Annotated in this window: 14 protein-coding genes and 2 pseudogenes; 6 read left to right on the plus strand and 10 right to left on the minus strand. The window is 26.2% G+C overall.

What is annotated here, in order from left to right:
* Positions 1-26: 26 nt before the first annotated feature.
* Complete coding sequence (locus BP769_RS00100) at positions 27-431, minus strand: hypothetical protein (protein WP_409197872.1); 405 nt, start codon at positions 429-431, stop codon at positions 27-29.
* Positions 359-1,822: an Ig-like domain repeat protein gene (locus tag BP769_RS00105; RefSeq protein ID WP_413828624.1), complete on the minus strand. Its 1,464-nt coding sequence runs from the start codon at positions 1,820-1,822 to the stop codon at positions 359-361. The genes BP769_RS00100 and BP769_RS00105 overlap by 73 nt, the downstream gene beginning before the upstream one ends.
* 97 nt (positions 1,823-1,919) lie before the next feature.
* Here BP769_RS00105 and BP769_RS00110 point away from each other — a divergent pair, with 97 nt between their 5' ends.
* From BP769_RS00110 to BP769_RS00125, 4 genes and pseudogenes are all read left to right on the plus strand, one after another.
* Positions 1,920-2,105 carry a hypothetical protein gene (locus BP769_RS00110; protein ID WP_413823611.1) on the plus strand — a complete coding sequence of 62 codons (186 nt, stop codon included), beginning with the start codon at positions 1,920-1,922 and terminating at the stop codon, positions 2,103-2,105.
* A 445-nt stretch (positions 2,106-2,550) separates the two neighbouring features.
* Positions 2,551-2,790, plus strand: a pseudogene (locus tag BP769_RS00115) (FeoA family protein); the annotation flags it as partial.
* 135 nt (positions 2,791-2,925) lie between these two features.
* A pseudogene (gene feoB / locus BP769_RS00120) lies at positions 2,926-4,949 on the plus strand (ferrous iron transport protein B).
* 203 nt (positions 4,950-5,152) lie between these two features.
* Positions 5,153-5,344 carry a hypothetical protein gene (locus tag BP769_RS00125; RefSeq protein ID WP_413823606.1) on the plus strand — a complete coding sequence of 64 codons (192 nt, stop codon included), beginning with the start codon at positions 5,153-5,155 and terminating at the stop codon, positions 5,342-5,344.
* 364 nt (positions 5,345-5,708) lie between these two features.
* On the opposite strand, the gene rhuM is transcribed toward BP769_RS00125, so the two are convergent.
* The gene (gene rhuM, locus BP769_RS00130) at positions 5,709-6,377 is read right to left on the minus strand and encodes a RhuM family protein (protein ID WP_413828302.1); all 669 of its coding nucleotides are present in this window, start codon (positions 6,375-6,377) and stop codon (positions 5,709-5,711) included.
* Between the two features lie 328 nt (positions 6,378-6,705).
* Positions 6,706-7,125 carry a hypothetical protein gene (locus BP769_RS00135; protein WP_413823604.1) on the minus strand — a complete coding sequence of 140 codons (420 nt, stop codon included), beginning with the start codon at positions 7,123-7,125 and terminating at the stop codon, positions 6,706-6,708.
* A gap of 1,834 nt (positions 7,126-8,959) precedes the next feature.
* Between BP769_RS00135 and BP769_RS00140 the strand changes: the two genes are divergently transcribed.
* Positions 8,960-9,574 carry a 5-formyltetrahydrofolate cyclo-ligase gene (locus BP769_RS00140; RefSeq protein WP_413823601.1) on the plus strand — a complete coding sequence of 205 codons (615 nt, stop codon included), beginning with the start codon at positions 8,960-8,962 and terminating at the stop codon, positions 9,572-9,574.
* A 57-nt stretch (positions 9,575-9,631) separates the two neighbouring features.
* Here the strand turns inward: BP769_RS00140 and BP769_RS00145 are convergent, their stop codons facing one another.
* The 6 genes from BP769_RS00145 to BP769_RS00170 all read right to left on the minus strand — a co-directional run bounded on the left by BP769_RS00145 (position 9,632) and on the right by BP769_RS00170 (position 13,282).
* Complete coding sequence (locus tag BP769_RS00145) at positions 9,632-11,017, minus strand: glutamate synthase-related protein (protein WP_413861767.1); 1,386 nt, start codon at positions 11,015-11,017, stop codon at positions 9,632-9,634.
* Positions 11,018-11,048: 31 nt separating this feature from the next.
* Positions 11,049-11,189 (minus strand): hypothetical protein, encoded by a 141-nt coding sequence (locus BP769_RS00150; protein WP_409197881.1) that lies wholly within the window; start codon positions 11,187-11,189, stop codon positions 11,049-11,051.
* Between the two features lie 148 nt (positions 11,190-11,337).
* A complete protein-coding gene (rbr, locus tag BP769_RS00155; protein ID WP_409197882.1) occupies positions 11,338-11,889 on the minus strand; it encodes a rubrerythrin in 552 nt (183 codons plus the stop codon).
* A gap of 123 nt (positions 11,890-12,012) precedes the next feature.
* Positions 12,013-12,459, minus strand: a complete 447-nt coding sequence (locus BP769_RS00160) for a PsbP-related protein (protein ID WP_409197883.1) — start codon at positions 12,457-12,459, stop codon at positions 12,013-12,015.
* A 141-nt stretch (positions 12,460-12,600) separates the two neighbouring features.
* Positions 12,601-12,747, minus strand: a complete 147-nt coding sequence (locus BP769_RS00165) for a hypothetical protein (protein WP_409197884.1) — start codon at positions 12,745-12,747, stop codon at positions 12,601-12,603.
* A 121-nt stretch (positions 12,748-12,868) separates the two neighbouring features.
* Complete coding sequence (locus BP769_RS00170) at positions 12,869-13,282, minus strand: hypothetical protein (RefSeq protein WP_409197885.1); 414 nt, start codon at positions 13,280-13,282, stop codon at positions 12,869-12,871.
* Positions 13,283-13,821: 539 nt separating this feature from the next.
* On the opposite strand from BP769_RS00170, the gene BP769_RS00175 reads away from it, so the two are divergent.
* Complete coding sequence (locus BP769_RS00175) at positions 13,822-14,634, plus strand: AAA family ATPase (protein WP_409197886.1); 813 nt, start codon at positions 13,822-13,824, stop codon at positions 14,632-14,634.
* Positions 14,635-14,941: the final 307 nt, after the last annotated feature.

Consider the following 14,941-nt stretch of genomic DNA (forward strand, 5'->3'; position numbering starts at 1 on the left):
AAAAAAAGTAAAAAAAAGTAAAAAATTTAAGATTTATATGGATTAGATGCACTATAAGCTACACCATTAACATATAAAGTATAAGAACCATAATTAATAGTTCCAAGATTAGTTAAACTAGACACATAACTGTTTCCAGTTAAAGTCCAAGTAGATCCAGATCCAATAGTTACACTAGTAGTTCCATAAGAACCTGATGGATTAATAGCACCAGTATATGTACTTGAACTTAAAGTATAACTAAGACTACTAATTGAATCAACTATAATATTACCAGTTAAATCTTCACTAAGAGCATTGAATGTTAAGGTTCCACCATTAGAACCACTAGTTCCCCATTCACTTTGACTACTAACTTTTAATATGCATTTAATGTAGAAGTACCTACAGCAGCATCTCCACTCATACTTTGATAAATGAAGAATCCACATGAATCCACATATCCACTACTATTTGCACGATTACCTTTAGCATAACCTGTTAAATTACAATTATTTAATATTATACTGTTTTTACCTTCAATACATCCGATTTCTGCAACATAAGAAGTACCTGTACAATTAGTAGCACTTATAGAACCTGTTGAATATATACATGGAGAACCTGATCCACTAGTTTGTCCAACACCAGTATTTAAAACACAATTAGTTGCATTTACTGTACCTTCACCACGATCAGTAGCAAGAGCAGCACAGCTTCCACCACGAGTATTAATAATAACATTATCTGCTATGATTGTTCCACCATAAGTTGCATCTAAACCACGAGATTTATCTTTATATGTTGAAATATTCACATTATTAACATAAGCTATAGCTCCAAAATTAGAACTAGCACTATTAGTTACAAATATAGCATTTGCACCAGTAGCATTAGTAATAATAGAACAATCACTAATATTTAAAGTACTTTTAGCTAATACTAGTACTGCTGCATTGGTTCCATAGAAATCAGAATTTTCAGAGTTAGAACTTGATACATCACCAGTTTTTGTAATAGTTGAATCTGTTAAATTTAAGTTTCCACCATTCTTTACAAGAATTACATTTGTATCAGAAGAACTTGTTGAATAAGCACCATTAGATGCAGTGACTGTTTCTCCATTCACAACAAGTTTACCTTTACTAGTAGTATTATTACTTGTACCATTACTAGTTACAGTTATAGTTGTTGCTGCAGAAGAATTAGTGTAATTATCCTCACCTGAGAAACTTGCACTTACAGTATAAGATCCTGGATATAAGTTTATTTGTAGGTCTGCTATACCATTTGTATCTGTTGTTGCCCAATAAACTTTACTTGCACCATCACTTAAACGAGTAAGATTTAATGCTATATGATTTCCTATTATAGCAGTTCCGTTAGCATTTTTAAGAGTTGCTGTGAAGTTTTCACCAGCACCATAAACTTCTGTAAATGGTTGTACGATTAATACAGTACTTGATTTATTTGTTGTTGAATTTGTTACAACGATTATTGTATTAAAACAACTACTGGAAGTGTAATTTAATGTATCGTTTCCTTCATAACTTGATGAGGAAGTATAATAACCTGAGTATAAATTGATTTCTAGTTCTGCTATACCTTTTGTATCTGTTGTTGCCCAATAAACTTTACTTGCACCATCACTTAAACGAGTAAGATTTAATGCAATATGTTGTCCGCTGATAGGTGTTCCGTTAATTGTTGTTAATGTTACTGTGTAATTTTCACCAGCACCATAAGTTACTGTAATATTATTTCCAGTTAATGTGGTTGTTGGACCTGTTATATTTTCTATAGGACTTGGTCCGGTACCATTAGGACTAGTACCATTAGGCATATCAGGCGGAGTACCATTACCAGTACCATTAGGTATCTCAGGTGGAGTGGTATTTCCATTATCAGTTAAAATATTTCCAGTATTTGCCTAATCTGAAATGTTTGTTGATTCAGATGTTACGGGTGTTGTATTCGTATCTGAGGCAAATGCTAGAGGTAGGGAAATTAAAGCAATTATGGAAACAAATAATAAAGAGAATATTAATGCTTTTTTAGCTTTCATATTAATTTTTCCTCCTTTTAATCTAATTTTATTTTCCTTTTTTTTAGAATTAAATGATTGAGGAATAAAACCCTTTTAAATTATTTTTTTTGTTTTTTGAAATTTTATTATTAGAAGATTTTATTTCTAAAAAAAAACTTTTCATTTTATTTATTTAAAAACTGTAAAAAAAATTTTTTAAATGGTGTTTTTTACAGTTTCTGTGCTTAATAATAACTGGTAAGTCTTATTTAAAGTTTTCCTTTATTTTTCTATTTATTGTTAAACTGTTTTTATATTAACAAATGTGTTTTTTGTAAGATTTTTTTATAAATAAGAACAAAGTTTAGGCATACCTAAACATTTATATAGTTCTTTTGAACTAAAATAAAAACAGATTTAGGTAAACCTAAATTTATAATTTTTTTAAAAACAAAAAAAATAGAAAAAACATAAATAAAGAGGTTAAAAAAAAGGATGAAAAATAAAAACCAAAAAAGAAAGGAGAAAAACATAAATTAAACAACCTCCACGACGGAGAATACGGCAAAATAGTTTCCTACAAACATATTGAAAACCAAAACCAACAAAAACAAGAACAAAAAGAACTCAGAAGACATTTAATGAGTATGGGATTCGTGGAAGGTGCAGAAATAAAATTTATTAAAAAAGCACCACTAGGCGACCCTTGCAAAGTAAGGATTAAAGGATACGACTTAGCACTCAGAAAAGAAGAAGCAAAAAACATTGAAGTAAAAATAAACTAAAAAAAAATATTAATAAACCGGTAAAATGACCAATGACTCCCCCCACTATATAAAGAAAGGTTTTTCCTTTATTAAATTTTTAAAAAGGACCACAAACGGAGAGTTCATCAATGATAAAAACGGAGAATACCCAAGATGAAAACAATTAAAATAGGTTTTGCTGGAAACCCAAATGTTGGTAAAAGTACTCTTTTTAATTACCTAACAGGTATGCACCAACACGTAGGAAACTGGCCAGGAAAAACCGTTGAAAAAATGGAAGGAACTTATAAATTCCAAAAAAATAATAACAAATTTGAATTTAACATAATTGATCTTCCAGGAAATTATAATTTAAGTGCAAAAACAATAGAAGAACAAGTATTGACTTCATTGTAGATAAAGAGAATGATGTAATCCTAAACATTATAGATGCTGCTAATATTGAAAGAAACATGTACCTAACAGTACAATTAATGGAATTAAAGGCAAATATGGTAATAGCTTTAAATATGAATAAATTAGCTGAAAAAGAAGGATACAAGATAAATGAGAAAAAAATATCCGAGCTACTTGGAATTCCAGTGATAAAAATAGAAGCAAGTAATGGACAAGGAGTAAATCAGTTAGTTGAAGAAATAATAAAAGCTAAAGAAAACCCTAAAGATTCCAGTGAAAAATTAGTTTATGGATATGAATTAAAAGAGCACTTAAAAGAAATAAGTAAAGAAATAACTAAAGATCCAGAATTATTAGATGTTCCAGATTCTTGGACTTCAATTAAATTATTAGAAAATGATGAAATCATAACACAAAAAGTTAAAAACTCAAGAGATGGAAAGCAAATAATAAAAAAAACAGAGAAAGTAAAAAAACATTTACAAGAAGTTTTTAACGAAGACACAGAAGAAATTCTAGCTAATGCAAGATACGGTTTTATTGATGGACTTATAAAAGAAGCTGTCCTAAAACCACAAATAGATAAGGAAACAACTACTGATAAAATTGATAAAATTGTAACTAATCGTATACTTGGAATACCAATATTTTTAATTATAATGTATTTAACTTTTCAAGTAACATTTGCAATTGGAACACCAATACAAGATTTAATAGATACTGGTTTTGGAATGCTTGGAAATCTTATACTTGGAGTTCTTGGAGAATCATTTTTAAGTAGTTTTCTTGTTGATGGAATAATAGGAGGAGTAGGTGGAGTACTTACTTTTTTACCAATAATTTTCTTACTATTCTTTGTATTAAGTATATTAGAAGATTCAGGATACTTAGCTCGTGCAGCATTTGTAATGGATAAAGTAATGCATAAACTAGTAGGCCTACATGGGAAATCTTTCATCCCAATGGTTTTAGGATTTGGATGTTGTGTTCCTGGTGTAATGGCAACACGGACATTAGACAGTAATCAAGATCGTTTAACAACAATGTTAGTTGTGCCTTTTATGAGTTGTAGTGCAAGATTACCAGTATATGCATTATTTACAGCAGCATTATTTACAGCATACCAAGGAGAAATAATATTCAGTTTATATCTTTTAGGTATTATTGTGGCTATTATTGTAGCATTAATATTTAAGAAAACATTATTTAAAGGATTATCAACCCCATTTGTTATGGAATTACCCACATATAAAGTTCCAACATTAAAAGGTGTACTTATACATACTTGGGAAAGAGGAGCAGTTTTCCTTAAAAAAGCAGGAACTATAATACTTGCATTATCTATCATTGTATGGATATTAAGTAGTTTACCTGTTGGTGTAAGTTATGGATCTGAGTTTAGTTTGACTGGACAAATTGGATCATTTATAGCGCCAATATTCAGTCCTTTAGGTTGGGGCCAATGGCAACCATCTGTAGCTATATTATTTGGAGTACTAGCTAAAGAAGTAGTTGTATCAACATTCAGTTCACTTTTCGGAGTTGCTGAAGCAGGTGCAGGTATAACATTAGCATTACAAGGAATGTTCACTCCACTTGCAGCATATTCATTCTTAGCATTTGTATTATTATATATGCCATGTTTTGCAACTGTAGCAACAATAAAACGTGAAACTAATAGTTGGAAATGGCCAATAGTTTCCATGGTGTTATGTTGTAGTGTAGCATACATTGTATCATTCATAATTTATCAAGGTGGTATGCTTTTAGGATTAGGATAAAATTTAAAAGATTAAATCTTTATCCTTTATTTTTATATAAATAAAATTTTTTAAAAAAATATAAAAACAAAAAGGAGGTGAATAATATGTTAAGTAGAAGTGGAATATTTGGAGTTAAAAAATTAGAACCTAAAAAAGAAAAAGAAAATAAAGATGATAAAAAAGATAGTGAAAAAGAATAAATTTTGGAGGATTTTATAAAAATGCAATGCAGATTATGTGGATATGAATTTACAGAAAAGGAAGCTAAAAGTAGTTGTCAGAAAACACAAGGTTGTAGTAAATGTAATTGTAACTTACTTATATGCCCCAAGTGTGGATATGGAAATGATCCATCATTTGAAACCGAGTTTGGTTTCATTGAAAAATTAAAAGAAAAAATTAAAAGAGAATAAAAAAAATATTGGAGGGATGATTTTATTTACCCTAACTTAAAATAAATCATGAAATATGAAAATTAATTCTAAAAAATATCTAAAAAAAGTTTTTAATTTCTTTTTTGGATGTTGTAACTAAAAAAAAATTAATAAATAAATATATAATACTTTTTTTAATTAACAAATACTATATTTTAGCAGGCCCCATTAGTTTTACAATGTCTTGCACCTGAAAAACTTAAACCAATGAAACTCATAAAGAATGTGAATCCTTTTTCAAATAATTCATCTTCACTGTACATATTATAACTAGATATAGTTCCATTATTAAATTTTTATTCTATTAATTCTTCTAGTTTCTTTTTTTAATTAATTATTTTTTTCAATGTCTAGTATTAATTAATTCAGCAGCAGTTTCTCCAGTAATGGCAAAATGAAGTTTATTTTGAACAGTAGCATAAAAAGTTCTAGCGATTTCAGAATCTTTTTCATAGTCATAACTACATTCTGCAAAGAGGTCCGTTACTTTTTGATAAAATCTTCTTTCACTTGCTCTTATTCTTTGTATACGTTCTAATAATTCATCAAAATAGTCTTTATCTATTCTAGTACCATTTATTAATAATTCATCATCTATTACAAAACCTTTAATCATATATTCTTTTAAAACACTATCAGCCCATTGTCTGAATTGGGTTGCTTTTTTACTATTCACTCTGTATCCTACAGCAATTATTCCATCTAAATTATACCATTTAGAAGGTCTTCCGCCCTTCATAGGGTTTATTAAGGAATCCTTAATAAATTCTGTTTGGTCTTTAAATAACTTTTTAGAAGTAATACATACTTTATTCTCATTTAATTCGCCTTCTTGAAAGATATTTTGCATATGCATACTAATATTTGAAGGAGTTGTTTCAAAAATATCTGCTACTGCTTTTTGACTTGCCCAAAAAGTTTGATTATTTTTATCTACTAAGAATTCAGAACTTACAGCCCCCTCATTACTTTTATATAATATTGATTCAATAATCTCAAATTTATCACCCATTATAATGTTCCTCCTTTCAGCTTTTGTAATTAATACTGTGTTATTTATAATATTTAAGTTGTCAACCAGAGAGGAAAGTAAGATTTCAAGTAAAAAAGGAGTGATTAATTCTGGATCAAGAAAAATATTAAAAAAATAAGGTAAAATTTTGAATCAATAAAAAAATATTGGAGATAAAGATTTTATTTACCCTCACTTAAAAGAAAATATGAAAATTAATTCTAAAAAATATCTAAAAAAAGTTTTTAATTTCTTTTTTGGATGTTGTAACTAAAAAAAATTAATAAATAAATATATAATACTTTTTTTAATTAACAAATACTATATTTTAGCAGGCCCCATTAGTTTTACAAGGTCTTGCACCTGAAAAACTTAAACCAATGAAACTCATAAAGAATGTGAATCCTTTTTCAAATAATTCATCTTCACTGTACATATTATAACCAGATATGGTTCCATCACTAATATGTTTACTGATTTCTTTAAATTTTCCATCTTCAAAAATATTTTCATAGTATTCTTCAGGTATGTCAAATAATAAATCAACAATTGGATTATTATATGAATTAGTGTTTTCTGTTAGTTCTAATTTAACATTGTCTGCATCTATTATGGTGATTATTAAAATTTCATTAGAACTTATTCCATTGATTATTCCTATTTTTCCATTAGGTTTTATTTTACCTAATATTCGGGTGTTATTTTCTGCCCATTGTTTCCATTTATCTAAATTGTAAACACTTGTCATTATATTCACGTTCCCTTATTATTTTATTAAAGTTTCATATAAAACATTTAATATAATTAATTACTATTATTAAATTCATGGTATTTAAGTATTATATAGTTGAATTTAATCTGTGAAGTGTATATTAAAAATAGTAAAAAGGCTTTAGAAATAAAAAGTATAAGAATTTCTTTTAAAAATAGTTAAAAAATGAGTGTTCATCTTTTTTTAGGGAAAAAATGGAAAAAATTAAGATTAAAAAAAATGTTTTTTTATCCGTTATATACTCTTAAATGTGTTTTTTATTTTTTTTTAATACTTTTTTTTATGGAGAAAAAAAATGTTATTTTTATATTATGTATAAAAAAATTTTTTTTATATGAATTCTTTAAAAATGGAGTGGAGAATATAAATTTTTATCCTCCAACATCAAATCTTTTTTTAAATAATCAGTGGTTTATTTTAATTATTTTTTTTAGATAAGATGGAAAAGAATAAAAACAATTCTCCTTAATTTTTTTTTAAGAAATTTTTTTATTTTTTAATCTAAATTTTTTCCTTTTTAGACATATACCTCTTTTTTATTAGAGATAATATATTTTCTATTATAAATTATTCCTTTTATAAAATATTTTTTATGGGGGGTGATAAAGGATTGTTTTTATAATAAATTTTGGGGTGGAATTTTTAAAAATATTTAATTGTTTTTTTAGAGAATATGTTTTACCATACCTCCTATATTTTTTTTATTTAATATTTCCTCAAATTCTTTGTTTTAAACCGTTTTTTCTCTTTATTTATTTTTTTTATTTTTTTGGGATTTTTTTAAAAGATCAAAAAAAATTTGTAAATAATTTTTTTTTAATCTTTAAAATATTTTAGTTTAACATGACTTAATTCATGTCGAACCGTGTTTATAGTTAAAGTTGATTAAGTATATAAAGGTTTGTCTTTTTTATTATAAAAATGATAAAAAATTTATGAAAATTTTATAATAATATACAAGTAAATTAATAAAAAACTGAATATAAAAATATGTTTTTTAAAATAAAATATATTTAAATACATAAAAAATGATAAAAAACTAAAGGAAATAATAAGTTAAAACCTAAAAATAGGCATAAAAACGGCTTTAAACATTTAAAAACACGAAAAAATCTTAATAAATCTTATCAAAAACTATTAATCAATCGATTAAATTAATAATAAGAAGAAAACCATAATATAACATCTTATAACATAACCACTACTAAAACCTAAAAACCAAAATATAAGAGGTAATACAGTAAAAAACATGTTAAATAAGTTAATTATACTAAAAATAAGACATACATTAATTTTTAAGGAAAAAATAAGACAAATAATAAGAATTTAAAGAAAAACAAGATTCTAAGAACTTTTAAAAACAAAAATAAATAAAAACTAAGCAATCAAACAAATAAAGAAAGAACATAGAGTAATAATGATTAGATTAATAAAAAAACCATTAAACATGAAAAAAATAAAAGAAAACAAAGCAATTATAATAAAAAACACAAACATAAACACAAAACCAATAAAAAAGAAAACCAAAAATTAACTCTTTAAAAAGCTAAAAGAGAGTAAAACAAGGAAATCAAACAAAAACAAAGCAAAAATCAAGAAAAACAAGACAAGAAAACATTTTTATATGAAAAACCCAAAAACCTTATAAAATCTATTAAAAGTCCAAAAATGATATAATAAAACAGTAAAAAGGAAAACTACCAATCAATAAAGATTTTTTAAATCCATGAAAAATTTATAAAAAAATATAAACAAAAATACTAATACAAGAAAAAGAATCTAAAATTTTAATAAGAGGTGAAATAAAAACATGAAAATTGAAGATAAAAAACAAAAATTAAGATTAGAAATATGGGACGAACTATACCAAAAAAAATTAAGTCACAGACCCCAAGGGGATTATAATAAAATACCAGATTTTAAAGGAAAAGAAAAAGCAGCAAATATTTTAAGAAAAACATCTGAGTATCAAGATGCAAAAACCATATTCGTATCCCCTGATTCAGCACAAATCCCTGTAAGATACAATTGCATAATCGACAATAAAACCCTCATTATGGCCACCCCTAAATTAGAAAATGGTTATTTAAAATTAAATAAAGAAGCAAAAAATCATCCACAAGAAGCAAGCACTAAAGAAGGAGCATTCAAATACGGTGCAAAAATAGATAAATTAAGTAAAGTTGATTTAGTTATAGAAGGATGTGTAGGTGTAGATCTTAAAGGAAACCGGCTTGGAAAAGGTGGAGGCTACGGTGATAGAGAAATAAGTGATTTATATAATAAAAAAGTTATAAACAATAAAACTCCAATTGCAACAACAATCCATCCATTACAAATTAAAAATAAAATTCCTATGTTAAAACATGATTGTAAAATTAATATGATTGTAAGTTCCCAATCAAAAATCTATATAAAAAGTTAAAAAAAAATTAAAAAAATGGTTTAAAAATTTAAATTAAACCAAAACTACCTTATTTTTTTATACGTGGCGAATATTTGTATAATCACTAATTTCAGAGTTAAATGTTGCAAGATTTTCCACACTTAAACCATGAACATCATTATTACCAGTTATTCTTGCAAATGTTTTAATTTCTTCACATGAAACATTTAAGAAATTTGCAACACGTTTAACTGCTGCATCTTCCTGAAATCTTGCGCGTAACTCAGGATCCTGAGTAGCTACACCTACAGGACAGTTCCCAGTTCCACAAATATGGTACTGTTGACAAGCAGCAGCAATAAGAGCAGCTGAGGCAACAGCCACAGCATCAGCACCTAAGGATAAAGCCTTAGCAAAATCACCAGAAACTCTTAAACCTCCAGTAATTACAAGACTAACATCACTATGATGTTCATCTAAGTATTTACGAGCACGATAGAGAGCATAAATTGTAGGAACACTAGTAGAGTCACGAATCAATTTAGGACTTGCACCAGTAGCACCACCCCGACCATCAATAGTTATAAAATCAGGTTCAGAATATAAACAATACTCTAAATCTTCTTCAATTCGACCAGCAGCAATTTTAACACCAATAGGACGACCTTCAGATTTTTCACGAAGCATACTAACCATAGTTTTTAAATCTTCCTTAACCTCAATTTCAGGGAAATTAGAAGGACTTATAATATCTTCATTAGGATTCTTACCCCGTATTTCAGCTATCTCAGATGTGACTTTAGCACCAGGTAAATGCCCACCCATTCCAGGTTTAGTTCCCTGACCAATCTTAATCTCAATAGCATCACTAGTTTTAAGATTTTCACTAGTTACACTGTACTTATTCGGAACATATTCAAAAATGTATTTATAAGCTGAACTTTTTTCTTCAGGAAGTATTCCACCTTCACCACTACACATTGCAGTTTTTGCAAGAGCACTTCCCTTAGATAAAGAAACCTTAGTCTCTCTAGATAATGCACCAAAAGACATGTGTGAAATATAAACTGGACTTTCAAGAACCATTGGTTTTTTAGCATTCTTACCAATTATTGTAGTTGAATTTACCTCCGCATCCTCATCTAAAGGTGCAGGGTTTAATTGATTAGCTATAACAAGAATATCATCCCATGAAGGCATTGGTAATTGTGTTCCCATACCATCAATTATACTTTCACCATGAACAGCCATACGATGTATATCAGTCATTTTTGGCATCTTTGCATCTGTTCGGATAGTTTCAGGAGGATAATCTAATGGAGTTTCCTCTTCCTCAATTTGTTCCTCTTCTTCTTCTAATATTTCTTCAAACTTATAAGATGGTTGTTTACAGAATGGACAGACATCAATTTCAGTTATTTTTTTACCTGCTTCCTCTTCATCATAAATAAATCCACATACACTACATTTAAATCTCGCCATTTTTTCTCAAAATCTCCTTAATATATTTTTTTTAGATAATTTTTGATCCTTTTAACACTAATAAAATTATTAAAAATAGTAATAAAATAAGAACCAATATACCTTCTTTGGTGTTTATAGGTATAGGTGCACATGTGCCTTTAGAACATGTTTTTTTGTCTTCTTCTTTCATAATAAACTTCTAAAAAAAAATTAAATAAATTTTAAAGGGGAAAAGTGAAATAAAAGTAAAAAAGTAAAAATTAAAAAAAATGAATTATTTTTCCCCTTTTTTATTTATAATAAATCAAATTTTTTTAAATAAAATTAAAATATTTTTTTTATTCATAATTTTTTGGTCTTACTTGGAAGTAAGATCTTGGATGGTCACATACTGGGCATACAGTTGGAGCTTCTTTTCCAACAAATATATGGCCACAGTTACTGCATTGCCATTCTACTTCTTCATCTTTTGCAAATACTTTTTCTTCTTTAACATTATTTAAAAGAGTTCTGTATCTTTCTTCATGTTCTTTTTCTATGTCAGCTACTGCACTGAATTTGTATGCAAGTTCATCAAAGCCTTCTTTTTCTGCAGTTTCTGCCATTCCTTTATACATTTCAGTCCATTCGTAATGTTCACCATCAGCTGCATCTTCAAGGTTAGTTGCAGTATCAGGTACTTGGCCTTCATGCAAATATTTAAACCATAATTCAGCATGTTCTTTTTCATTACCTGCAGTTTCTTCAAATATGTTTTTAATTTGAACATAACCGTCTTTTTTTGCTTTGCTAGCATAATAAGTATATTTATTTCTAGCTTGAGATTCTCCAGCAAATGCAATTTCTAAATTTTTTTCAGTTTCTGTTCCTTTAAGTTTTTTATAGTCCATATTCTTTTTGCCTCCATAAAAAGTTTAAAAAATTTTTATATAATAAATTGTTTTATTATACTTAATAATATATCTTTCTAAAAAAAAATTTCATAAAATAAAAAAAAGAATTCTAATTTTCTTTTATTGTAAGAAAATTATTGTATTAATTATCCTATTATAATCTTCTATTTCTTCTGCTGAATCGGGACAACTAGTTAATTCAAAAACATACATAGATTCCTTATGAAAAATAAATGTTGTATGTAATTGTAACATTCGATCATCCATTTTAGCATTAGCTACTATTTCAATTGAATTTGCACCATCAATTGACCCAATATCTGAATGTATAATGTTCCAACCCTGATTAATAAAACTATTATTTAATTCTTTTAAAAGTTCATTTGTAGATTTATCAGTTTTTTCTGGATAATTGTAAATTGTTATAATGCTTGGTATTTTATTAACTACTTTAACTAATGCTTTAACACATGAGGGACCTCTTGTTTTAGGATCTTGTTCTTTCCACATATCAGAATAATTAAATGAAATGTTTTCATTTTGATATATTTTACCTAATCTTGCCATTAATAATCAACTCCAACATAATCTTTCATATAATCCTCATTACATACCAAAATTTAATATTAATACATTAAATGATATATTTAAGTGTAAAAAAAAGGTAGTATAGAATAAAAAAAAAGATTATTATATTTTTTTCTACTTTTAAATGAAGTATTGATAAATTTCTATTCCTATGCCCCTATATCCACAATCTGGACAATATTTTTCAACAATCTTTTCATCTTCTACTGCTAGTACTATTGTATTGCTTCCACATTGAGGACAAAGCCCTTCAACATTCTTTATCATAAATTTATTACTTCCATATACAAAATTTTTTATTTTATTAAAGAAAAATTATTCTTAATTTAATAATTGTTAAAAATATCTTTTTTTATCTTTTATAAAACTTGTTAATTTATAACCTGTTTTATTTAAAAGTTAAACTTTTAATAATTTCATCAAGATCACTATCTTCAGGATTATTTAATCCAAAAGTGAAATAATCAAAAAGGTATGCATCTTTATTATGGATTAAACCAATAGAACGAGTTTTAAGTGGTGGTTCATGTGTCATGTCTATTGCTTGAAATTTATGAACATCAAAATCTTTAATACTGGTTAAACGTGAATCTATAATTTTTAAAGTTTCACTTCTTGGTATTGTTTCTACAGCAGACTTAAGATAATTTAAGTTTATACCATCTTCAGGATATTTTAAAAGCATTATCCGACTTTTTTTATGTTCATGATCTAATATTAGTATACAATTATCAATATCATGTTCTTTTAATTCCCAAAATGAAGGGTAAGTTAATTTTAATTCATTATTTTCAAATTCCATTTTTTCCTATTTTCTCCATCTTTTTTTTAAGAATCTATTTTTTTAAACTGAGTAAATATTCATATCATTATCTCTTTTTTTATGAATATATTGAATATAATAATAGTAAATAATGTAAAAATTAGAAATAGGGGAAAGGCTCCTTTTTATTTAATTAAAAAATTATTTTAAATTATGAAAAAATTTTAAAGGGAAAATAATATTCCATTATAATTTTTTTCCTTTCTTTTTCTTGGGTGAGAATGTATAAAAAATATTTTTTTTATAAAAAAAGAAATAATTTATAGATATATTAAAATCTATTAAAATTCATTTTTTTAATAAAAATATTTTCTTAATGTTTTAAAAAAACCTTTCCCCTGTTTGATTATATTTATTCATTGTACTTAAATAATATACATACCATTTTTTTTATGAAAATTTATTATTTTTCAATTGCTCTCGGACTTTTTTTATAAAATAGGTAATATGAAAAAATAATAGTATATAGATAAATTAATTTTTTTAAATATGAAAAAAGGGAGGGTGTAAGTATAAAAATGCAAATGCAAAAAACATTATTTGACATAATAGAAGAAGAAAGCACCATATTTCGCGACCGGGAAGTTTTTCAAAATAATTATATGCCTGAAATATTGAAGTATAGAACACAACAAATAGAAACTATGGTATTTTATTCAAGAAAGATTAAAAGAGGATATGCTCCAAGTAATATGGAAATAAAAGGACTCAATGCAACTGGAAAAACAAGCACAGTTACTAAATATATACAATTAATAGAAGAAGCATGCCCTAATGTTATATCTTTAATAATAAATTGTCAAATGCATAGAACAGAATACACTATACTTAGTGAAATTTATAAAAAAATTTTCAAGAAAAAAACACAAACCAACACTTTAAACACAATTAATATTTACGATGAAATAATGACTTACCTCACCAAGCATAAAAAAGTGCTAATTGTAGCTTTAGATGATTATGACGCTATAAAAAATAATAATGAACTTAATAAAGTATTATACACGTTACTTAGAGCCCATGAAACATATCATGAAGTTAAAATAAGCATTATAACAATAACAAAACCTCAAAAACATATCATACTTAATTTAAATATTAGTACAATATTTTTACCAATGAATATTTACTTCCCCACATATACCAGATCTCAAATAAAGGATATATTAAAACAGAGAATTGAATTAGGATTCTATCCTGGAGTAGTAAGTGAAGATTACCTGGAAAAATTAACAGATTCCACTTATAATTCTGGAAATATCCGTGAAGGTATAAAAAAATTATTAGATGATGGTGAAAAAGCAGAATATTATGGTGAAACAAAAATATAATTTTTCCTGCTTTAAAAAAAATTATATTTTATTAATGGTTAAAATATTAATTATTAATTTTTATGTTAAATTTATAGAATTTATACTACTCAAATCCTATTTTTTTTATATAATAATTTTTATCTTTTATATAATTTCTTCATTAACCCCTTCAATGAAATATGATTTCTTTAAGGATCTGATTAGTATTTAATAATGAAATTTTTTTCTTAAATCCTAATTTAAGTTTTATAAAATTTCATTCCCGCTTCAATACTTTTTTTAACACATATCTTTTAAATCCAAAAAAAGGTTTTAATATAAATTG

Origin of the sequence: Methanobrevibacter sp. UBA417 (genome assembly GCF_002508845.1) — an archaeon.
Lineage (GTDB): Archaea > Methanobacteriota > Methanobacteria > Methanobacteriales > Methanobacteriaceae > Methanobrevibacter_A > Methanobrevibacter_A acididurans.